The organism is Limosilactobacillus reuteri subsp. porcinus, assembly GCF_036621895.1.
GTDB lineage: Bacteria > Bacillota > Bacilli > Lactobacillales > Lactobacillaceae > Limosilactobacillus > Limosilactobacillus reuteri_J.
The window spans coordinates 1,456-23,711 of sequence record NZ_LN887485.1 but is presented as its reverse complement, the minus strand read 5'-3'; the positions used below and the strand labels follow the sequence as shown (position 1 = coordinate 23,711).

The 22,256-nt window shown below is 37.6% G+C and carries 17 protein-coding genes; 2 read left to right on the top strand and 15 right to left on the bottom strand.

Annotation, left to right across the window (positions count from 1 at the left end):
- Positions 1 to 285 precede the first annotated feature (285 nt).
- The 7 genes from AACL61_RS09010 to AACL61_RS08980 form a co-directional block, all read right to left on the bottom strand.
- Positions 286 to 534, bottom strand: coding sequence for a YkuJ family protein (locus tag AACL61_RS09010; RefSeq protein ID WP_065533174.1), 249 nt, complete (start codon positions 532 to 534; stop codon positions 286 to 288).
- 56 nt (positions 535 to 590) lie between these two features.
- A complete protein-coding gene (locus AACL61_RS09005; protein WP_339111267.1) occupies positions 591 to 1,604 on the bottom strand; it encodes a lysylphosphatidylglycerol synthase transmembrane domain-containing protein in 1,014 nt (337 codons plus the stop codon).
- Positions 1,604 to 2,632 (bottom strand): glycosyltransferase family 4 protein, encoded by a 1,029-nt coding sequence (locus AACL61_RS09000; protein WP_339111268.1) that lies wholly within the window; start codon positions 2,630 to 2,632, stop codon positions 1,604 to 1,606. Before AACL61_RS09000 ends, AACL61_RS09005 begins: the two co-directional genes overlap by 1 nt.
- 2 nt (positions 2,633 to 2,634) lie before the next feature.
- The gene (locus tag AACL61_RS08995; RefSeq protein ID WP_339111266.1) at positions 2,635 to 3,852 is read right to left on the bottom strand and encodes a glycosyltransferase family 4 protein; all 1,218 of its coding nucleotides are present in this window, start codon (positions 3,850 to 3,852) and stop codon (positions 2,635 to 2,637) included.
- A gap of 233 nt (positions 3,853 to 4,085) precedes the next feature.
- Positions 4,086 to 5,816, bottom strand: a complete 1,731-nt coding sequence (ptsP, locus tag AACL61_RS08990) for a phosphoenolpyruvate--protein phosphotransferase (protein ID WP_339111265.1) — start codon at positions 5,814 to 5,816, stop codon at positions 4,086 to 4,088.
- Complete coding sequence (locus tag AACL61_RS08985) at positions 5,816 to 6,082, bottom strand: phosphocarrier protein HPr (protein ID WP_003664342.1); 267 nt, start codon at positions 6,080 to 6,082, stop codon at positions 5,816 to 5,818. The genes ptsP and AACL61_RS08985 overlap by 1 nt, the downstream gene beginning before the upstream one ends.
- 121 nt (positions 6,083 to 6,203) lie before the next feature.
- A complete protein-coding gene (locus AACL61_RS08980) occupies positions 6,204 to 6,389 on the bottom strand; it encodes a hypothetical protein (protein WP_003674706.1) in 186 nt (61 codons plus the stop codon).
- 277 nt (positions 6,390 to 6,666) lie between these two features.
- On the opposite strand from AACL61_RS08980, the gene AACL61_RS08975 reads away from it, so the two are divergent.
- Entirely contained in the window at positions 6,667 to 8,871 is a 2,205-nt protein-coding gene (locus AACL61_RS08975; RefSeq protein ID WP_102816633.1) for an ATP-dependent Clp protease ATP-binding subunit, read from the top strand.
- A gap of 49 nt (positions 8,872 to 8,920) precedes the next feature.
- On the opposite strand, the gene AACL61_RS08970 is transcribed toward AACL61_RS08975, so the two are convergent.
- Positions 8,921 to 9,529 carry an ECF transporter S component gene (locus AACL61_RS08970; protein ID WP_042746562.1) on the bottom strand — a complete coding sequence of 203 codons (609 nt, stop codon included), beginning with the start codon at positions 9,527 to 9,529 and terminating at the stop codon, positions 8,921 to 8,923.
- Positions 9,530 to 9,678: 149 nt separating this feature from the next.
- Between AACL61_RS08970 and AACL61_RS08965 the strand changes: the two genes are divergently transcribed.
- On the top strand, positions 9,679 to 10,404 hold the full coding sequence (locus AACL61_RS08965) for a MucBP domain-containing protein (RefSeq protein ID WP_003668586.1): 726 nt from the start codon (positions 9,679 to 9,681) through the stop codon (positions 10,402 to 10,404).
- 131 nt (positions 10,405 to 10,535) lie between these two features.
- Here the strand turns inward: AACL61_RS08965 and AACL61_RS08960 are convergent, their stop codons facing one another.
- The 7 genes from AACL61_RS08960 to AACL61_RS08930 all read right to left on the bottom strand — a co-directional run.
- On the bottom strand, positions 10,536 to 11,222 hold the full coding sequence (locus AACL61_RS08960) for a hypothetical protein (protein ID WP_085719734.1): 687 nt from the start codon (positions 11,220 to 11,222) through the stop codon (positions 10,536 to 10,538).
- Positions 11,222 to 12,088 (bottom strand): ATP-binding cassette domain-containing protein, encoded by an 867-nt coding sequence (locus tag AACL61_RS08955; RefSeq protein WP_102816635.1) that lies wholly within the window; start codon positions 12,086 to 12,088, stop codon positions 11,222 to 11,224. Before AACL61_RS08955 ends, AACL61_RS08960 begins: the two co-directional genes overlap by 1 nt.
- The gene (locus AACL61_RS08950) at positions 12,066 to 12,449 is read right to left on the bottom strand and encodes a GntR family transcriptional regulator (RefSeq protein WP_102816636.1); all 384 of its coding nucleotides are present in this window, start codon (positions 12,447 to 12,449) and stop codon (positions 12,066 to 12,068) included. The genes AACL61_RS08955 and AACL61_RS08950 overlap by 23 nt, the downstream gene beginning before the upstream one ends.
- Before the next feature lie 138 nt (positions 12,450 to 12,587).
- Positions 12,588 to 15,224, bottom strand: coding sequence for an SEC10/PgrA surface exclusion domain-containing protein (locus tag AACL61_RS08945; RefSeq protein ID WP_339111264.1), 2,637 nt, complete (start codon positions 15,222 to 15,224; stop codon positions 12,588 to 12,590).
- A 146-nt stretch (positions 15,225 to 15,370) separates the two neighbouring features.
- A complete protein-coding gene (locus AACL61_RS08940; RefSeq protein WP_102816639.1) occupies positions 15,371 to 17,479 on the bottom strand; it encodes a KxYKxGKxW signal peptide domain-containing protein in 2,109 nt (702 codons plus the stop codon).
- Between the two features lie 24 nt (positions 17,480 to 17,503).
- Positions 17,504 to 19,012, bottom strand: coding sequence for a C39 family peptidase (locus AACL61_RS08935; protein WP_180977144.1), 1,509 nt, complete (start codon positions 19,010 to 19,012; stop codon positions 17,504 to 17,506).
- 158 nt (positions 19,013 to 19,170) lie between these two features.
- Positions 19,171 to 22,256 (bottom strand): glycosyl hydrolase 53 family protein (locus tag AACL61_RS08930; protein WP_102816641.1); only part of this gene is annotated, 3,086 nt, incomplete at its 5' end.

The following is a 22,256-nucleotide window of genomic DNA, read 5'->3' as shown; positions in this document are numbered from 1 at the left end:
GTTCAGTTTTCAAAGGTCTACCCGTTGGCTAACTGAGCAGCCAATCAACATAGTTATTATAACATATATTAATTAACTTGTCAAGAAGAAATTTTAATTAATTTTGAATTTCTTTTGATTGATAACTCAATCAGCAACTCTATCAATTTATCACATTGTCAAATCGATGTCAACAATTATTTTTAACTTTTTTATCAAACCATCTCAACAGCGCTTAACTGTTTTGACAACGATAATTACTATACATGGGTTTTTATTCCCCGTCAACTGTTTTTTCTAAAAAAATTAAAAAGTATTCTCAAGGTCATATAAACAGTTAAAAACTTCAATAGCAACTAGGTCAATATCATCAAAGCGAAAACGTTCATAAGGGCGATATCGAACAAAGATAAATTCTTCCCTACTATGGATATAAGTTACATCACATAATGGAATACCAAATTTTTCAAATGTTCGTTTCTGTCGATCTCTTGAATCATCGTTTTGCATCGCAATCAAACGTTTAATAATCACTAATAATTCTGATTCTTTCACAATGATAATCCTCCTTCATACAAATAAAGGATCGTGCCTTCACACAATCCCTTTTTCTATCTTTTTACTTTATCAGGTTTTATAAATACAGCTACAATTCCGGCGAACATTCCGAAGTAATATGTGAGTAGTCGCCATAAGATCATTGCTAAAACCAATTTTGTATTTGAGTGAATAAAACTTGCAAAGAGAACGGAAAAACTATACTCGGCTCCCCCCGCCCCTCCTGGAATTGGAAAAAGCGAAATAATCATAAAAATTAACACGTGCAAGCTGAGCACCATCACAAAATTAATGTGGTCAATTCCAAGCGCAAGCATAATAAAGTATGGAATTGCATAGTAAAAGAATAATTGAAAAATAGTTACTACGCAAACCTTAAGCAACTTCTTATAATCTTGCTTCATTCGGAGACTCTCTTGGTAAAAAGTATCCACTTTTTCATTTAAGACAACTTTCATGTGCTCATATCGGTTAGCCTTCATAAAAATGGCAGCTGGTTTGATAACGAGGTTCATTAGTTTCTTAGTAAAACTATACCAGTACATCACCATCAGTAATCCGACAATTACCGCTAAATGAATCAAAAAGCCAAATATTACTAATAATGACAGAGCATGGAGTTTCTCCGCAATAAAATGAAAGCCAATTAACAAGCTGATTAAGAAGTTAACAACAATCATTGCCTGAAATACAACAAACTTCATTAAAAGAACTGAACTTGCTAATCCTCCATCAACACCTGATTGAATCATTGCAACTAATTGCGCTGGTTGTCCTCCTGTTGAGAATGGAGTAATTCCATTAAATAGTTGTTCGATTAATGGTAATCGTAATGCATCCTTCCAGGTAAAACCATCGTGACGATTATTCATAAAAATCTTTACGACAACCGCCTCCAAACCTAAATATAAACAAATACAGCCAAGTGCAACGAGCATCCATCCCCAATTAATGGCAGAAACGTCCTGTAACAATAGGTGGATGTTTGAGTTACGTAATGAGTAGCCAAGAATTCCAATTCCAATAATTAGCATTATGCTTAATACTAACCAATTTCGCCTGCTCACTAAGCATCCCCCTTTCGCGCTTGCTCCTGATAAAACTTAGTCCAAACATCTGCTAAGTGTTCTTTTGAGTATTCCTTAGCAGCTCGCTGGGCCTGAGTTTGCCAATGTGCCAGTCGTGCAGGATCATTGCGTAATAATGTCAACTTCATTTGCATCTCATTGACATCTTTAGCAGGCTCATAATCTCCTTCAATAATAGAATGATAAAGGTCAAGATCGCGTAACATTACTGGTGTCCCACAGCTAAAAGCTTCCAAGACAGACATTGGAAATAGTTCATTATATGAAGGTAAAAGAAATAGGTCGGCAAGATTATTCAGTTCAGTAATCTTATCCCGTGAAACGATTCCCGTAAAATGTAAATTAGCTGGTGGATTATCTACCACCTTTTTTAATTCACTATAACCATCTGTTAAACGGCCAAAAGAAAATCCGCCAGCCCAAAAAAACTCAACGTCCGGATTTTGGCGAGCAAGACGAATAAAGTCTGGAACTCCTTTCCGTTCTTGAACCTGGCCGCTTCCTAATACCACAAACTTATCGGCAGCAATCCCATATTTTTTTCGGAGAGCAGTTCGCTTAACAGCCGAATATGGATGGAAACGATCATTATCAACAAAGTTAGGAATATAGGTAATCTTTTTTTCAGGAATCCCATATGTTACTAACTGCTTGATAAAAGAGGGATTCACAACTACTAACTGATCCATTCGTTTATAAAAGGCAATAATGTAATGATAAAAAAGCCCGCGAAACGGTTGCGGGATTGTAAGACTTCCTTCTAACGTCTCGGGAAGAAAATGCACATAGCCAATCTTTCGACCCCGCTTTTTTGAAAAAGTTGACAGGTAAAAAAGAGGGTCGATTGTATGATAATGACTGATCTGACTCTTCCTATAACGGTTGATTTCAATTTCAAATTTGTCACTGCACTGGTTGCGCAACAAGTTAATTAATTCAAGATAGGCACTTCCTACTCCTTGTCCCGCAACCTTATCTGCAGATGAAAACATTGTTATTTTAATCATCATTAGCTCCTTGAGCGGTGAAAAAGACGATGTGATTTTTCAGCTTGATTAAGTTCATCATGGACAGCCATATCTTTTTGACAATCCTGGTAGAACTGAACAACCTTTTCAACAAAGACCTCTGCTGAGATCTCATGCAGCTTTTGTTGTCGTCTCACCCTTGATTCTGAGTTTTTTGGTTGGTTAAGGTAAAATAGGACACCATTAACCAAGTCAGCCCGTTTTTGAAAACTAATGCCAATCGCTGGGTCATCAATCAATTGGTCAGTATATTCACTACGCATAACCACAATTGGCAAATCCGAGGCAAGGGCTTCATCATAAGTTAACCCTTGGGATTCAGAATCAGAGGCTGAAACAAAAACATCTGCCATTTGGTAATAATGGTAAACTTCATCATTTGAAATCTCACCAGCAAAACTAATATTGTCATTAAGCTGCATTTCACGCACCTGACGCTCCAGAGTATGTCTTGCAGGGCCATCCCCAACAATCAGCAGTTGAGCATCAGGCTTGTGAGCAAGAATATCTGGCATTGCTTCTATCAGTGAGTGGATATTCTTTTCATATGCTAAACGACTAAGCGAAAGTAAAACTGGGGTCTCTTCACCATAGCCTAACTTTGCCCTTAAATTAGCTATTTCTTCTGCTGAATCTCGTTTACTATATACCCGTAAATTAATCCCAGTCGGAATAACACGAATTGGTGATTCAACATGATAACTGGTTAAAGTATCCAAAACACGGTCACTTGGAGCAATAATCCCAGAAATATTTTTTAAATAAAGATGAGCAAGCCGGGCAACATCATTCGGCTTAAGAATATGGCCATTCGCAATATAGTGGAGATAATCCTGATACATCGTATGGTAAGTATGGAGACAAGGGATATGCAAATGCTTGGCAACCGTCTTCCCCATAACTCCAAGCGCAAATTCAGTTTGATTATGAACTATATCTAATTGGAACTTTTTAGCAAGTTTGATGGCCCGAAATACGCCACGCACCGCAATTCGACGATCAGAAAACGAAACAAAGGGAATGCTTGCAAAGCGGTATATCCCATTTTCAACGTCATCATGTTTAGCCTTAGGATCAGTTGTCGTAAAAATATATACATGATGTCCCTGAGCAATCAATTCATCACGAAGCGTCTTAATCGAAGTCGCCACGCCACTCACCTGAGGGAAATATGTATCTGTAAAAATACCAATATTCAACCTAACTGCTCCTTTTTCATCATAAGTTTTCTAGATAATAATTAGTCATAACTGCTATTATACTAAAGCATTCACTGAACCGCAAAACGGATTTAAGATATTTTAAATCTTCCTCCTAATAGTAACAAGACTCGGGAAGCCTGATTAAGATTTCTTTACAAAATCTTTTAATAATGAGAATAAAAAATAACCCTCTTGAAATGGTAAACAATCAAGAAAGTTAATTTCATTTATCAAAGTTTTACCTGTGGAACATACTTTTCCACTAATTCTTGGACCGCCGCGGCAGTTTCAGCGTGAATCGCTCGATGAACTAATGGTTGTAATTTGCGCGTATTCAACTGGTTAATTAAAGAGCGAACACGTAAAATCTGACTACTGCTCATTGAAAATTCATCAAGCCCCATTGCCATTAATAGAGGAACCGCATAAGGATTATTAGCCATCTCTCCACACATTCCGACCCACTTGCCTTCAGCATGCGCAGCTTCAATCACTTGCCGCACCATCCGTAAAACTGCTGGGTGAAGTTCTTGATATAGGTATGCTACTTGCTGATTTCCGCGATCAACAGCAAATAGGTACTGAATAAGGTCATTACTGCCAATGCTGAAAAAATCAACATATTTTGCAAAATGTTCAGCCATAACTGCAACTGCTGGAATCTCTAGCATCATGCCAACTTCAATATTTTTAGCAACTTGAATACCTGCTTGCTCAAGCTTTTCTTTTTCATCGTCAAGAATTGCTCGTGCCGCTTGGAACTCTTCAATTGTTGCAATCATCGGAAACATAATGGCTAACCGTCCATAAACGGATGCACGAAGAAGGGCGCGCAATTGAGGACGTAATATTTCTGGGCGTGCCAATCCAATCCTAATGGCACGAAAACCTAGGTAAGGATTGTCCTCATGAGGAAGAGCAACCATCCCCAGCTTTTTATCGCCGCCAATATCAAGCGTTCGCGCGACTACCCGTTGTCCGTTCATCGCTGAAACAAATCTTTTGTAAGCATTAAATTGTTGCTCTTCTGTTGGCAATTCATCCTTACTCATATAGAGGAATTCTGTTCTCAAAAGACCAATTCCCTCGGCACCATCCTCTTGAGCATCAATAACGTCAGCAAATGTTCCGACATTAGCTCCCACTTCAAATCGGCGCCCATCAGCACTCACAGTTTGCTTATCTTTTAACGCTCCCCACTTTTGCTGCTCCTGGATAAATTTACCGGCTAACAAACGGTAATGCTCAACCTCTTCCTTCATTGGATTGACAATCACCTTGCCATGAATCCCATCAACAATCAGTAAGTCGCCATCATGAATGATCGCAGTAGCATCCTTGACACCAACGACAGCTGGTAACGAAAGAGTCTTACTCATAATCGTAAAATGAGAAGTCCGCCCTCCGTTAGTTGTAACAATTCCTGCAACATATCGTTTGTCAAATTGAGCGGTATCAGTAGGCGTAATATTATTAGCAACAAAGATCGCGCGGTGGTCTAAAAGTCCTGGGTCTGGTAAAGGAACATTCAATAGGTGACTCAAGACTCGTTTGGTCACATCACGCAAGGCGGTTGCCCGCGCATATAAATATTCATTATCGTTCTTGCGCTCAAAAATACTTAAATAATAATCTTCAACGCGTTTAACAGCCCACTCGGCGGTATCATGATGGCTATTAATACGGTCAATAATCTTCTTTTGTAAAGTCGGATCGTCTAAAATCGCAATTTGGGTATCAATAATCGTCACTGCCCGTTGACCTAACAGCTCATGGGCACGCTTAGATAAATGCTGAAGTTCGGTCTTGCTTAACGCAAAAGAATCATGAAGCCGGGCGACCTCATGATTCTCATCAGCTGTATGCTGTTTTTTTATAGATAGATCTGACTCTACTAACAGGTGTGCCGGAGCAATCGTAATACCACTACTAGCGGCAAGTCCGGTTAGTAGTATAGACATTAGTCAGTCAATCCTTCCTTCTTCATAGTTTCAGCAACGGTGTCCAAAGCTTCTTTTTCGTCGTCACCATTAGCAGTAATAGTAACCTTGGCGTTTTGACCAACACCAAGGGACATTACACCCATGATTGACTTCAAGTTTACACTCTTACCTTCGTATGAAAGAGTAATGTCAGATGAAAACTTTGAAGCAGCTTGTACCAAAATAGTAGCTGGACGAGCATGAATACCAGTTTCAGAAGTAATTGTAAATTCACGTTTTTCCATATTAATCAGTCTCCTTCGAGCAGATATAATTAATTTATTATCAGTAGCTTTACCACTGATACACCTCGATAATTACATTTTAGCAATTGTAAGCGTTAAATACAAGGCTACATCTTGCGATTTATCGCTCTCTTAATTGATAAATAATTTTACCGCCTCGCTGCGCTTCGCCTTCAATTTGCGAACGATATGCATACGAGTGAAAAATCGGTTGAAATTGCTGAAAATTCTCGGGGGTAATTACAAAATGATCAATCTTTTTATTTCGTAAATCATCCAATAATTGTTCAAAATTTTCTTCTGCCATTCAATCACCTCAACATAAAATTCTATCTTCTTATTATACACGAAATTACGATCATCCTTCTATTTTAGCATTCATGGCTAAAGAGTGCTAAAATCAAAGTGAGCTGTTTTCGGTATTCCTAAGTAACTTAGCTATATGGGAAAGATCGCTCTTTATTTAAGAAAATATTTAAGTTTTATGGCTTGCTTTGCGATAAAAAGTAAGTATAATATTAATCAATGGTCAAGAAAGGTCAAAACATTTCTTGATGAAACTATTTAGGAGGTATTAAATTCAGATGCAATGTCAATACTGTCATCAAAATCCAGCCACGATTCATCTTCAAATGAATTTTAATGGGCAACGGATTCAAATAGACCTCTGCCAAAATTGTTATCAAAAATTACAAAATCTACAAACAGATATGATGAATGGAGGTAACGGAATGAATAATTTCGGTTTTGGAAGCCTCGAAGACTTCATGAACGCAATGAACAATATGCAAAGTCAAGCTGCCGGTGCTAATGGTCAAAACATGAACGGCCAATCCCAACGACAAGGTGGCGGACGAAATGGAAAAGGAATCCTTGGTCAATATGGGATCAACCTTACTGATCTCGCTCGCCAAGGTAAAATTGACCCAGTCATCGGGCGCGATAATGAAATTAAACGAGTAATTGAAATTTTAAACCGTCGAACCAAGAATAACCCAGTCTTGATTGGTGAAGCTGGGGTTGGTAAGACCGCGGTTGTTGAAGGCTTAGCTCAAGCAATCGTTAGTGGCCAAGTTCCTGAAAAGCTTGCTAATAAGGAAATTATCCGGCTCGATGTTGTTTCCTTAGTTCAAGGTACGGGAATTCGGGGCCAATTTGAAAAGCGGATGCAACAATTAATGGAGGAAGTTCGTAAAAATAAGAACATCATCCTCTTTATTGACGAAATCCACGAAATCATGGGTGCGGGAAATGCTGAAGGCGGAATGGACGCTGGAAATGTTCTTAAGCCCGCCCTTGCCCGTGGTGACTTCCAATTAGTTGGTGCCACTACTCTTAATGAATATCGAAAGATCGAAAAAGATGCAGCTCTTGCACGACGGTTCCAACCAGTTGAAGTTGATGAACCATCCGTTGAAGAAACAATCCGCATCTTAAACGGAATCAAAAATCGTTATCAAGATTACCACCATGTTAAATACACAGATGACGCAATTGTAGCAGCTGCTAAACTTTCTGACCGCTACATTCAAGATCGTTACTTACCTGACAAAGCTATCGACTTACTTGATGAAGCGGGATCAAAGAAGAACTTAACGCTTAAAAATGTGGATCCAAACGCAATCGAAAATGAAATCCACACAGCTGAAGCACACAAGCAACAAGCAGCTGATAACCAAGACTATGAAAAAGCAGCTTTCTACCGCGATCAAGTCGCTAAACTTGAAAAGGCAAAGAAAGAAGCTGAAGAAAACCATACTGAAGATTCTGCAACTGTTACCGTTAAGGATATGCAGAGAATCGTTGAAGAACGGACAAATATTCCAGTTGGTGACCTGCAAAAGCAAGAAGAAAATCAACTTCGCGATCTTGATAAGAAGCTTGATGAACACGTTATTGGTCAAACCCAAGCAGTGGATAAGGTTGCCCGTGCCATTCGTCGTAACCGGATCGGTTTGAACAAGTCTGGTCGGCCAATTGGTAGTTTCCTCTTTGTTGGTCCTACAGGGGTTGGTAAGACTGAAACGGCTAAGCAACTTGCCCTCCAATTGTTTGGTTCTAAGGATGCCATGATTCGGTTTGATATGTCTGAATACATGGACAAGACCTCTACTTCTAAATTAATCGGGGCTGCTCCTGGTTATGTTGGTTATGAAGAAGCTGGTCAGTTGACTGAACAAGTACGGCGGCACCCTTACAGCTTGATCTTACTTGATGAAGTTGAAAAGGCGCACCCAGATGTTATGCACATGTTCTTACAAATTCTTGATGATGGTCGTTTAACTGATTCTCAAGGACGCACTGTTAGCTTCAAGGATACAATCATTATCATGACATCTAATGCCGGAACTGGTGATTCAGAAGCAAGTGTTGGTTTCGGTGCTGAGTCTAATGGTAGTACCCACTCCATCATTGACAAGTTGACAAACTACTTCAAGCCAGAATTCTTAAACCGGTTTGATGACATTGTTCAATTCAATGCCCTCTCTAAAGATGACTTGATGAACATCGTTAACTTAATGATTGATGATGTTAATAACATGCTTGCTGATAAGAACTTGCACATCGAAGTCACTAACAATGTTGAAGAAAAATTAGTTGACATGGGCTTTGATCCAAAGATGGGTGCTCGTCCTCTTCGCCGGGTAATCCAAGAACAAATCGAAGACCGGATTGCTGATTACGTTCTTGATCACAGTGACGCTCATAAATTAGTTGCTAAACTTGATGATAATGGGGACATTGTTGTCGAAGAAACTGAAGAAGTACCAACAATTGCTAAAAAATAATTGAGTATAAAAAACGAGGCTGAATTTTTTAGCCTCGTTTTTTATATGCTCAATTTACTTCCAAACGACGGCGGACCTCCAATACTGGAAGAGCAACCATTGGAACAATAATAATCGCCAATATCAATTCTGCAAGTCCATTAGTCGCCATGACTGTTTCTAAAGCAATTAATAAATGATTAACATTTACCCCATAAGTTTGCGCAACTGCTGGAGTACGATAAAATAGATAAATAAAGCCTAATACTAAGCCAGTATTAGTAAGGGCTCCTACTATCGCAGCACTTACTGCGGCAATATATTTTACTTTGAACAAACGACACATAAGGATAAAAGTATAGCCAGCTAAAATCCCAATCATAATGCGCGGGACAACGGAAACAAGCGGGTTAACAAAAACTAAGGGAGCAAGCGGACTACTTGGTGCAACAAATGCTCGCACCCAAGTCAAAAGCCCCCAAATACCACCAATAATCGCGCCATCAACGGGCCCCAACACGATTGCCGCAATAATGACTGTTACATGAAGGGTTGTAATACTAAGCGGCCCTAGCGGAATGTTGCCAAAAAATGGGACAAAATCTTGTAAGAGAATAATTGCGATAAAGATTGCTAATGTCGTATTGTGCCTAATTTGTTGGTGCCGTGTTTTTGCCATTTTTCTTCTCCTAAATAAATTTGAATAGGCTTATTGTAATAAAAAAATCACCTATTCGCAATTCTCAAGAGAAATATGGTCGTTCCTTATCGTGTCAGCTACTAAAAAGCGCTATAATAATAGAGAATTAAGGTTACGGAGTGTTAATAATGATTGACAAGTTTAAAACAGGAAATCCTATCTGGGTTTACTATAATGATATCGATTCAGGAGCAAACCTTACCGTCCCGCAATTATTACGCGGATTCATCGGTCAAGAATACCAAATTGAACAAAAACAATTTCCTAATTACCGATACGTAAAAACTGAAGGTGAAACTAAAGGAACATTTGATATGCGGCAACGAATTGTGCACCTTTTTTATCGGAAACAAAATTGGGGAGAGGTTCAATCGATTGAAATGTATCTCCACCTCGATGCCCCTACACAGGTATTTGACACAGCTGGTGGAATGCCAGTCGGTGCCCCCCTTCCTGCTGATATTACAGTTAAGTCTTTTCACCGGGTTGCAACTAAGAATGGTCAGTTTTGGTACGAAATTGGCGCTGACCAATGGATTAAGTATGATCAAATGCACGTTGTTGACAATCCATTCAATCAAGATATCCGGAAAGAAAAATCAAAACTCATTAATAATTTAACGGTAATTCCCTTGAAGAATGTGCAGGCCAAAGTTGATTATCTCCATAATAAGTCAATCAATGTTTACGATGCGCCTTATGGAAATAAAGTGGCAGAGATTCCAAACGGCGAAACAATTACCCTAATTGGAAAATTAAACGATAATGATGAGATTACCTGGTACCAAGTGGGCCGCAAGAAATATATTACTAGCAACTACATTCAAATTGAATATCCGGAAGATGATGAATAAAAAAAGCGAGAGGTTGAGAAAAAGCAAAAGTTTTTTTCTCAACCTCTCCTATTTTTACAAACAATAGCAAGATAACATGGAACTAGCTTCGCATCACCACAAGGCTCAAGGCTAATGCTCACTCACTTTTATTAATCCCGCCGTAATTGAATTTTATTATTAAAGAATCGCGCTAAAGCATAAACGATGATTAAGTAAATAACTAAGATTACCCAACCAGTAACGTTTGAGATTATGATTGATTTAAAGACACCACTAGCAGAAAGTGCAGGAATTAAGCCAACCAGTGAATAAGTTAACATCATCAATAAAACTAGGCACGCCATTGGAAGCCCAATTCCTACAATCCATTTCCAACGACGATTTAATAAGGCAAAACCATTACCAATTGCCATCATCGTTAAAGAAAAACCGAAGTACCATAAAAGACTATGCCAAGCAGAAACAAGATCAAACGGTGTATTCATTAAGCCCACCAGTTGTGCGATAAACCAAACTACTAATGTCATCAGGAAAAGAGATAAAATCCGCCCTTGCCATAGTGTTTTACGAGAAATACCGTTTTGAATTGCCCATTTAAAGTCAGTATAAGGAGTTACAAGGAAAATCGCCATTAAAAGCACGCTTAAGATTGATGAAGCAATGCTTGGAAGGGCTTGGAGGCTAACCAAAAAAGATTCAAGGTTGTGTGAAATAATTAATCCAAGCAGGTAGGTTATTAATGCAATTCCCAGCCCCCAACCTAAGGCAATTCCCGTAGCGTGACCTGCTTGTTGAAACATGGTTGAAATAACAAGGTTTCTCTTTTGATTTTCCATTAGTATTCTCCCCCATTCGTTAAGTAAATGAATAAATGCTGCAAATCATAATGACCAATCTTAACTTGATCAGGAATCACACGCTGTTCATCTAAGCGATCAAGTAAGTAGGCAGTCTTAATATTACCCATCATCTCCGTTTTAAGAATTTTTAAGCCTGCAGTATACTCATCAACCATTTTTTCCGGACCACTAATTGCATAAGCCTTGGCTAATAAACTTTCTGTATCTTCATTAATAATGATGTGGTGTTGATCCATGATTAGAACATGTTCGACTAATTGTTGAATTTCTTCAATTAAGTGAGTTGATAAGACGAAGGTTCGCGGCCGCTCTTGATAAGTCTTAACTAATTCTTTATAGAAGCTATCACGGTGATTAGCATCTAAACCTAAAATCGGTTCATCTAATAAAACGTAATCGGCATTGACTGCTAAAGCAACGATCAGCTTGGAGGCTGTCCGTTGCCCAGTCGATAAGTTAGTAATTTTCATCCGGTCATTCAAGCCAAAAACCTTTAGGAGACGGTGGGCTAAGTCATAGTCAAAGTTATTATAAGCGGCATCGGCCAAGTCAAAGGTTTGACTTATCTTCATGTGACGCGGATAAAGATTAACTTCACTCATCAAAAAGATCTTGCTGAGGAGGTCATCATTGTTATTAACGTCTTCATTACCAATTTTTACTTCCCCGCTCGTTGGAAAAATCCGGTTGCTCATAATATTAAGAAGAGTCGTCTTTCCAGCCCCATTCCGGCCAAGGAGACCATAAATTTTAGCAGGTTCTAGGGTAAATGAAATATTATCCAATACTGTTTGGCGTCGGTACTCTTTAACAATGTTTTTAACTATTAATTGATCCATCATTCTCACCTCGTTCGATTAAGTCTAATAAATGCTGTTTGGTAATTCCAAGCTTACCCGCTTCAACTAGCAAACTCTTTACATAGTCGTTATAAAAACTTTCTTTACGTTGTTCCATAATTTTTTGTTGTGCACCTTTTTTTACAAACATCCCTAGTCCACGTCGCTTTTCTAAGAGGTCTTTATTAACCAAAATATTCATCCCCTTAAGAACTGTCGCAGGATTGATATGCAATTGCTGAGAAAGCCGGGTCGTTGACGGTACCTGCGAACCTTCATCAAATCCCCCAGAGAAAATCATCTCTTCAAGCTGGTCAGCAATTTGCTGATAAAGCGGCATCGAGTCATTAAAGTCGAAATTCATAAGTGCACCTCCTTTTCGTTTAACACTTCATTACTTATGTAACTAAGTATATATATAAATGAGAGATTTGGCAAGAGGGTAAAAGAAAAAACTTCCTGCTCGGCTGAGGGAGAGGAAGTTTTTTGAAAGGATTTTTAATTAATAATTCTTAACTTCTTTAGTTTGGACCAACAGTCCTTTTTCATTAAAGTAATAGTCATAATTCCCTAAAATATGGTTTCCAACAAGGGCAGCCCCATCTTCTCCAAAGTAATAATTATCGCCTGCGCCTTTTGTACGATACCATTGATTAGTATAACGAGCACCATCACTTCCAAAGTAATACGTATGACCCCAGTTGTGATAGAACTTATTATCCCAACGAGCACCATCGCTACCGAAATAATATGTGCGACCCCAGTTATTATAGAACTGATTAACAAATAATTGACCATTATTATCGAAATAGTAAACTTTACCATCATAATCAGTTATGAATTGGTTTTTTAGGTTATCTATAACACCATCTTGATTGAAATGGTAATTTACTCCATTAATTTGGCGAGTTTGATTAGTCACTAAGGCACCATCACCACCAAAATAATATGCACGGCCCCACTTTACCATGAATGTATTATCCCAGCGGGCACCATCATTTCCGAAGTAATAAGTGCGACCCCAGTTATTATAGAATTTGTTATCCCAACGAGCGCCATCTTCTCCAAAGTAATATGTATGACCCCAGTTAGTGTAAAATTTATTATCCCAGCGGGCGCCATCACTTCCAAAGTAATACGTGCGACCCCAGTTGTTGTAGAACTTATTATCCCAACGGGCGCCATCACTTCCAAAGTAATACGTGCGGCCCCAGTTGTTGTAGAACTTATTATCCCAACGAATGCCATCTGTTCCTAGATAATACATTTTACCATTTAATTCTAAGAAACCAGTTTGCTTTTCACCGTTTACATAATAATAAGTTTTACCATTTTCTGTTTTCCAGCCGTTAAGTAGCTTATTTTTTAATTCCTGTAAATGCTTTTGAGCATTAGTTAACTTATTCTCGGCTGCTTGTTTACTCTTCAATGCGTTTTCCTGAACCTGTTGAGCTTCTTTCAACGCATTTTGACTCTTTGAAAGTAGGGCTTGTTTAGCACTTAAGGTATCCTTCAATAAACTTTGTTTTTTTTGAGCATCTTTAAGTTTTGATTCTAATTCTTTAATAGCATGACCATCAGCAATATTTTGATCGTTAGTCAGTTCTTGTTTTGCTAAAGTTAGTTCTTTATTAGCAGTGTCAACTAATGCTTGTTTTGACTTAATATTTTTATCTGCTTCCTCTAATGCATTTTTTGCTTCTGACTGATTCTTCTTAGCATCTGTTAATTTTGCATTTGCAACATTTGTAGCTTTGCTTATCTCCGTTAATGTTGATAAATAACTAGCCTTTGTTGATTCGTTAGCAGAAATTTCTCCTTTTAATGATGAGGTATCATTTGATGGAATCGAGTATTCTGTCTGGTTAAATTTACTATAGCTATTAATATCATTATCATTAATCATTGCAAGAGCAATAGTTTGATCCATTCCAGTAACACCAAGATATGTATAATCTCCTAAGAGAGTTTGCGCTCCTTGTGGATTTGTAAGAGCATTTAAGATCATATTGTAAGTATCACGTTTAAGATCATTAAATGTTACATCACTAAATTCATAAGATGTAACAGACCGAGTGTAATTACCAATTGTTACAGAGGTAGTACTAGTATTCACAATATCTCTATTTAAATCTCCAGTAATCTTAAGGTATTCTTGAAAATTAAATAATCCATTATTGGAAGCTGCTTTGCTTACTGATCCGCTAATATTGTAATGATCATAATACTCATGCTTAATATAGTTATTAGCAATTTCTGAACTAAAATCAACTGATCCCTTTGTTACTTTTAACGGTTGTAAATTATTAGCTTTTCTAATCGGATTAATCAAACTTGCTGCAAAAGTTGCTAAGGAAATCCAATCTCCTTGACTTAAATTGTTTAAATCATGGTAGTCTTTTAGCCGATCAAAAGAAGAATTATGAAACTTATTTTTATTAAGTGCCTCTACCTCTTCATTTGTGATAGTCGAATTTTTATATAAGTTTTCTAAGTAATTCTCCGGTATTTCAATTCGATTAGTATTATTAATTTGGTCATTCAAATTGTCGATCTTACCTTGTACATCATCGATCTTTTTCTGAATTTCGTCTTGCTTGTTCTTTTGTTGATTAACATCATTTTGAGCCCGTGAAACACTAGTATTAGCACTATCTACATCGGCCTGACGTTTTGAATATTCTTGCTTAGCCGTTTCCAATTCATTATTAGCTGATTTTACTGCATCATTTTTATTAGCAATATTCTCTTTATCATTATCTAATTTACCTTTAGCAGTATTTTGAGCTGTTTTCGCCTCATCCAACTTATTTTGTACATCAACTACAACTGAATTACTTTTATTGACATCATTTTGTGCCTCTGTTACTTCATTTTGTGCTTTATCAACTACTTGCTGGCTTGCTTTTACTTTCTGGTCAGCATCATTAGCAATAGTTGCTGCATCGTTAACGTCTTTTTGTAAATTATCAATATTACTTTGTGCTTGGGTTATTTGTGTTGTAGTTTGATTACCTGCATCCGCTTTTGCATCATTACCTGAAACAGCTATAGTCCCTAATACTAAGGCAAGAGTAGTCAATCCCATTACACACCACTTCTTACCGGCTTTAAACATCTTAAAATGTGTTTTTTTCATGAATAAATCCCCTTAAACTATATTTATTGCAGTACGCTATAACAGTTTACCATACTCAACATTTTAAGAGATAGCGCTTTTTTAAAGATTATGAATTTTATATAATGCAAAAAAGCGACCTAGCATAATAACTAAGTCGCCATAATCTATCCTTGATTTCTAATAACCGTTTGTGGATCCAACCATTCACCATGGCCTGTTGCTTGATTAGGATCATTCCAACTAGGAACAAAGGAATTCTTTAAATCGATGCCATAGTTTGGACTAGTATTAATTCCTAAGTGAAGATGATTAAGGTCACGATAACCAATTACTTGACCGGCATAAATGATATCATTTGGTTTAACAGTGATTTTATCACGGTTACTAAATGCTTCCTGGTAAACATATAAATATTTTCCGTCCCAAACAGTTGTAAACCACCATAGAACTTTACCATCATCATCTTTTACCGTATTTACATCTAATACTCGGCCACCATGAACTGCATGAACTTCTGAACCTGGATGATCTTGAGTCCCAAAGTCTAGACCATCATGGAAGCCATTCTTACGAATATTGCTGGTATAGCCAAATTTCTGTCCCTGATAGTGCCAACCTTCACCAGACTGTGGAAACGGCCAACTCCAACCGTCATTTTGCGGAAGTGCACGAGCAATTCCATCAGTACCAAAATTATAACAGTGACCGTCAACCCATTGAATACCAGTATACATTTGCCCATGAAGCTGATCATTGTAAACCCATAAGTCATCTGGGTCACGTTGAACGTCATAACCGTCTGAGAAATAGTAGCGATTACCATTAATAGTTCGCCAACCAGTAGCTACTTTCTTAGTTGCAGGATCGTCATAATAAACCTTCCCCCAGCTAGTGGCTACCCCATTTGCATCAAAGACATAGGTATTTCCATCAATACCTAAAAACTTAGATTCTGCTCGTGAGCCATCATTAGTAAAGTAGAATTTTTGGCCTTTAGTATTAGTCATCCACTGATTATCCCAACGCGCACCGTCAGCACCAAAATAATAAGTCCGACCCCAATTGGTATAGAATTGGTTAGTGTAGCGAGCACCATCAGCTCCAAAGTAGTAGGTATGGCCCCAATTAGTATAGAATTGGTTCTTATACTGCTTACCATCTTTTCCAAAGTAGTAAAGTTTTCCATTTTGGTTTAAGAAATAATCGCGTTGCATCCGTCCTTGATCATCAAAAAGATACGTTACATCACCAATGGTAGCAAGTTGTGAAGTTGCCCGTACCCCATCGCCAAAGAAGTAGTAACTATTGCCCCAACGATTCATCCATTGATTATCCCAACGTGCACCGTCTTGCCCGAAGTAATATACATTACCCCAAGCATTCATAAACTTATCATCCCAACGTGCGCCGTCACTACCGAAATAATAAATCCGACCCCAATTGGTATAGAATTGGTTGGTATAACGCGCACCATCGGCTCCAAAGTAGTAAGTATGGCCCCAGTTATTATAGAATTGGTTCTTATACTGCTTACCATCTTTTCCAAAGTAGTAAAGTTTTCCATTTTGGTTTAAGAAATAATCGCGTTGCATCCGTCCTTGATCATCAAAAAGATACGTTGCATCACCAATGGTAGCAAGTTGTGAAGTTGCCCGTACCCCATCGCCAAAGAAGTAGTAACTATTGCCCCAACGATTCATCCATTGATTATCCCAACGTGCACCATCTTGCCCGAAGTAGTATACATTACCCCAAGCATTCATAAACTTATCATCCCAACGTGCGCCGTCACTACCGAAATAATAAGTTCGACCCCAATTGGTATAGAATTGGTTGGTATAACGCGCACCATCAGCTCCAAAGTAGTAGGTATGACCCCAATTATTATAGAACTGATTCTTATATTCTTTACCATCATTGCCATAATAATAAACTTTATTATTGACTGTTTTAAAGCTATTTGGTTGCCCCGTTTCAGCAACGTTTTGTTCTGAAGTATCGGTACTTTGTGCAGCTGGAGTAACAGGAACTGCTCCCTTATTATCATTACCAACTGTGCTATTACTAGTACTTTCAGTATTGTCGGTGACATTTTCATTACTAGTATTAGTTTGAGTCTCAGTAACTGATTGTTGAACTTCAACATTACTATTATCTAATGTAGAATCTGCTTGAACAGGTCCTACGCCTAAAATCGTCCCCGCAAGAACAGCTGTTACAGTACACCAAAGTTTACCACTTTTATATAACTTAAAATGTTTCTTTAATTCCAAGATTATTTTCTCCCTGATTGATAATTATTTAACTACAACTGCAAAACGCTTAATATTGTATGAATTTTCAAAATTACTTGCTGAAACCCAGTATGATCCTCCAGCGGGATCTTTAACGTGATAATAACCTGGACGATAACCATCAAGAGTCATCACATGACTATTATTAACACCTACTCCCCAGAAATAATTACCATATTGAGGGGCAGCCCAATGCATCGTGACATAGACAACAACCGGGTTACCATTAAGTAATTGACTTTGTAAGTCGGCAGGAGAAGCCCCTGAAATATTCTGAACATTACCGAACCGTGAACCCCATTTTGCTAAAGGTTCGGGATAAATTGACTGGAAGATTCCATAGGTTACTCGTTGATATCCGCCACCGAATCCTTCATTAGGATTACCATTTGGTGAAACTGGCATCGTTTTAATAAATGATTGAATGTTGTAGTTGTTGGCATATCCCTTATTATGAAGCGCTTCTAACAAGGCTGTCGCTTCACACGCCATATCACCAACTTGATATTGATTAATGTAAGGCGCATTTAATAAAGTACCATTAATTATTCCACTATTTGGATCAACGTAATAGTTCTGATGTCCAAGAATAAAATTCTGCTTTTGTAGGGCACCGTCACCACCAAAGTAATAGGTATAACCCCAGTTGTTGTAAAAGCGGTTATCCCAACGAGCGCCATCACTACCGAAATAATAAGTGCGACCCCAATTATTATAAAAACCATTATCTAAGCGACTTCCATCTGCTTGAAAGTAATAGGTTCGACCCCAGTTGTTGTAAAAGCGGTTATCCCAGCGAGCACCATCACTACCGAAATAATAAGTCCGACCCCAATTATTGTAAAAGCGGTTATCCCAACGAGCGCCATCACTACCGAAATAATAAGTCCGACCCCAATTATTATAGAAACCATTATCTAAGCGACTTCCATCTGCTTGAAAGTAATAGGTTCGGCCCCAGTTGTTGTAAAACTGATCTTTATATTCTTTTCCATCAGTACCAAAATAATATGTTTTACCATTTCTTTGTTGGAAATAATCGGTTTGCATTACCCCTTGAGCGTCAAATGAATACACATCATTATTAATTTGAGCTAACTGATTAGTATAACGTGCGCCATCAGCTCCAAAGTAATAACTATGCCCCCAATTTGTATACCATTGGCTCTTGGAAAGATTACCATTATTGTCATAATAATATGTTTTATTGTTGATGGTATTGAATGTATTTGGTTTTCCGGTCTCAGATACCTCATCTACATTATTACTTTGAGATTGTGGTATTACTGGAACTTGAATTTTTCCTTCGTCACTAGTATTTTGATCCGTAAGAGTTTGATTACTATCTGAAGATATATTCTGCGTTATTTCAACATTATTTAAATTTTGATTTTCTGTTGTACTATCAGCCCTTGCAAAAGTAGGTGTTACCATTAATAGGCCTAGAGCAATCGCAGCATAACACCATTTTTTCCCGCTTTTGTATAGCTTAAAATGTTTTCTTATTTCCAAAATAATCCATCCCAACTGTTAATTTTAATTAAACATTACTATCATAATATATTTTTTTAATTTGAAAACCTTTTTTCAGGAAAAAATTATCTCTTACAGAAAAGAGAAGTCGCTATTTAATAACAAACTTCTCTTTGGTAAATTTATTAAACTTTTACTTAACCAAGCCATTTTAAGGATGCGGTATAGTTTACAATAATAGGTTCTCCATAGTTTACATTACTAGTTTCTACGGATGCAAGCCAGAAATCATAATAATATTGATTTCCATCTGCAGTTGTATACGTTTTGCTTCCTTTTACTTCTTTAGGTAAAAGACTCTTTACATCATTAACAGTACTTTCGCTAACCTCTTTACCTTTTTCTCCAGTTAAAGCTTCTTTGATATCTTTTGAATTCAAGATACCAGAAAACGCATTATCACTTTTATCAGTTATTAAATCTCCCTGCTTTAGAGGATTATCGATTTTAATTTCCTCATTGTTAACAGTATTCCAAACCTGAGATATTTTAATTTGTAATGGAGAAGTTACTACTTGAGTACCTGGTTCAGAATCAACGACTACAGTTGCCGAATAATTTGCAATTAATGGTTGTCCATACTTGGCATCTTTATTTGCAGAAACAAACGTATTTACCTTATTATTTCCGCCTTCAAGCCAATAAACATAGTGATACCGTGCACCATTTGCTGCTGTGTATACTTTTGAAGATATTCCATCTTTAAGCTGTCCAGCTAGCTTAGTTAATTCAGCATTACCAATCAATTGACCATCATTTCCACTTAATTGAGTAGTTCCGAAAAGGTCTGTCGATAACTTTGTTTCTCCAGTTAATCCATCAGCAGGAGTTACATCAGTAGTATTCCATAGTTTTGTAATTGTTGGTATTACTACTGAACTCTTCATAACAGGACTTTCATAACCTTCTAACATACCTTTATAAACATTTAATGATTGAAGAGGGTATCCTTGATCATCAAACAACGTTACATTATCCCAAGTTGTACCACCCCAAGTAGGTTGGTTATTCCAGTACATTACTGAATCAGGTGCGTAGCCAACTGCATATTTAGAAGCCCATCCAGTGCCATAAATATCTGATACTTTTTTATTATAATCCCAATTATCATAGCCTGCTTTTACCGGAATCCATGCTGGTTCCCAATAAAATGCACCTACACCATTCTGATTGACTAATGCTTTATACATATCTGAAAGTGCATCTACTTGGCCTTGTGGATCATGACTATATGCTTGAATTTCACCACTTGCACTAATTGAGTTTCCAGTTCCGTCGGCATCATTAACGTTATTAATCCAGCCCGTTTCAAGAACTATCGTCTTTTTGCCAAATTCTCTTTCAGCCATCTTTTCGATAGCTTCTAGATTAGTTGGTGTACTTGCTCCGTATCCCAGATCAACGTTATCATACCAACCATTACCATCATGAGTTGACCAGAATGGGTAATAGGATGTTCCTAAGTAGTCATAATCAACGTTATTGTCTCTTAAGACTGTCATGATACCACGGTACTTATCAATATTAGGTGTTTCTAATTGAATAGCAATTTTAGCATTTGGCAATGTTTGACGAACTGCTTTAGCTCCAACACCTAAATATTTAGCTACTTTTGCTCCATCAGCAGTTTCCCAAGTTGTAGTCCAATTACCACCATGGTCTCGGTCAGTCCAAATACCAAATGCACCATTTGTAACCTCATTACCAACTTGAACCATTTGGACATTAGCTCCGACCTTCTTAAGATCAGAAAGTACTTTGCTTGTGTAGAGGCCAATTTCATTGCTTAAGTCATCTGTTGATAAGTTTTTCCATGCCTTAGGAAGTGGTTGCTTAGCAGGATCTGCCCAAAAGTCAGAGTAGTGGAAGTCAATAAGTACTTTCATTCCATATTTAGTTGCATCTGTAGCCATCTTAACTAGTGAAGCTTCATCATTAGTACCGCCACTGTATCCAAGTCCTTCAGCATTATATGGGTCATTCCATAACCGTAAACGAACCCAGTTAACACCAGCATCTTTTAAGACCTTGAATAAATTAGCTTCTTTTCCATCAAAGTCATAAAACTTAACACCAGCATTTATCAGCGCTTGGTAACTCGAAACATCAACCCCACGAACCATATCATCAGTCATTCCAGGGATCTTTTCAACCTTTACACTATCATAACGAAGTCCTGTGTCAGTCCCGGTCTTATAAGCTAAGTCTAACTGTTCATCTGTTCTTTCGCTTGCAGGGACCTTACTCTCATTAGTATTAGTACCAGTTTCTTGACCGAATACAAGTGTTGCAGTGTAATTTACCTTTAACTGATCTCCGTATTTAGCATCCTTGTTAAGCGCAAGGAAGTTATTTAATTTATCATCAGCTGATTGACCTTCTAGCCAGAATTCATAATGATAAGCATCATTACCATTATAGTAATTCTTAGTGCCTTCTACTGCAGAAGTATTACCTGCAAAAGCAGCAAAAATTGCTTTAAGAACCTCCTGACTAATAATTGTACCTTTATCTCCCTTTAGAAGTTCAGCAGTTCCATTAGTCAAAGCATTTCCGAGATCTGCACTATTAACTACACTTCCTTTAGTTAAGCCATTATCTACGTCAACATTTACGCCGGCCTTTTTAAAGGTATCTGAAATAGAAGCACTAATCGTGGAAGTAGCTTGTGGTTGTTCAGCTTTTTCTCCGGGTTTAAATAAAATAATTACTAACTTATTTTTATTTAGGTCTGCCCCAACACCAAGTACCGAGTTGTCTGCATTTGTAAAGTCATAACTATTCATAAAGGTATTAGTAATCTTTTGAGGATCATCATTTGTAAAATCAGTAGAATATACTACTAAAACCTTACCACTCAGTAAGTTATTAGCTTGTAATTTCTTTTCAATTACATTTTTATCAGGATTAGTATCACCTTGAGCTACTTCTTGTGCAATATCATGAAGCGCTAATTCTTGATAATCGTTATTGGTGTTTCGCCAATCATATTTAATACCATTAATACCTTGGTTGGTCAAAGCTTGGGCAACTTCTTTAGCCACTATATCTCTAGTTTGGCCCATATCAGAAGTCTCGGTCGCTTCACCATTATCATTAAATTCGTATCCTTTACCATCAATAACTCTTACCTGATTAGTAACCATAATTCCGTCATTATCAAAGTAGTATTGATGACCATCTTTTGTTAAGAATTGGTTTGTATAACGAGCGCCATCGGTTC

Bases quoted from the DNA above. Each gene is read 5' to 3' on its own strand.
- AACL61_RS09000 (WP_339111268.1), bottom strand. From the start codon at position 2,632: ATGATTAAAATAACAATGTTTTCATCTGCAGATAAGGTTGCGGGACAA.
- ptsP (WP_339111265.1), bottom strand. From the start codon at position 5,816: ATGTCTATACTACTAACCGGACTTGCCGCTAGTAGTGGTATTACGATT.
- AACL61_RS08985 (WP_003664342.1), bottom strand. From the start codon at position 6,082: ATGGAAAAACGTGAATTTACAATTACTTCTGAAACTGGTATTCATGCT.
- AACL61_RS08980 (WP_003674706.1), bottom strand. From the start codon at position 6,389: ATGGCAGAAGAAAATTTTGAACAATTATTGGATGATTTACGAAATAAA.
- AACL61_RS08975 (WP_102816633.1), top strand. From the start codon at position 6,667: ATGCAATGTCAATACTGTCATCAAAATCCAGCCACGATTCATCTTCAA.
- AACL61_RS08970 (WP_042746562.1), bottom strand. From the start codon at position 9,529: ATGGCAAAAACACGGCACCAACAAATTAGGCACAATACGACATTAGCA.
- AACL61_RS08965 (WP_003668586.1), top strand. From the start codon at position 9,679: ATGATTGACAAGTTTAAAACAGGAAATCCTATCTGGGTTTACTATAAT.
- AACL61_RS08960 (WP_085719734.1), bottom strand. From the start codon at position 11,222: ATGGAAAATCAAAAGAGAAACCTTGTTATTTCAACCATGTTTCAACAA.
- AACL61_RS08955 (WP_102816635.1), bottom strand. From the start codon at position 12,088: ATGATGGATCAATTAATAGTTAAAAACATTGTTAAAGAGTACCGACGC.
- AACL61_RS08950 (WP_102816636.1), bottom strand. From the start codon at position 12,449: ATGAATTTCGACTTTAATGACTCGATGCCGCTTTATCAGCAAATTGCT.
- AACL61_RS08945 (WP_339111264.1), bottom strand. From the start codon at position 15,224: ATGAAAAAAACACATTTTAAGATGTTTAAAGCCGGTAAGAAGTGGTGT.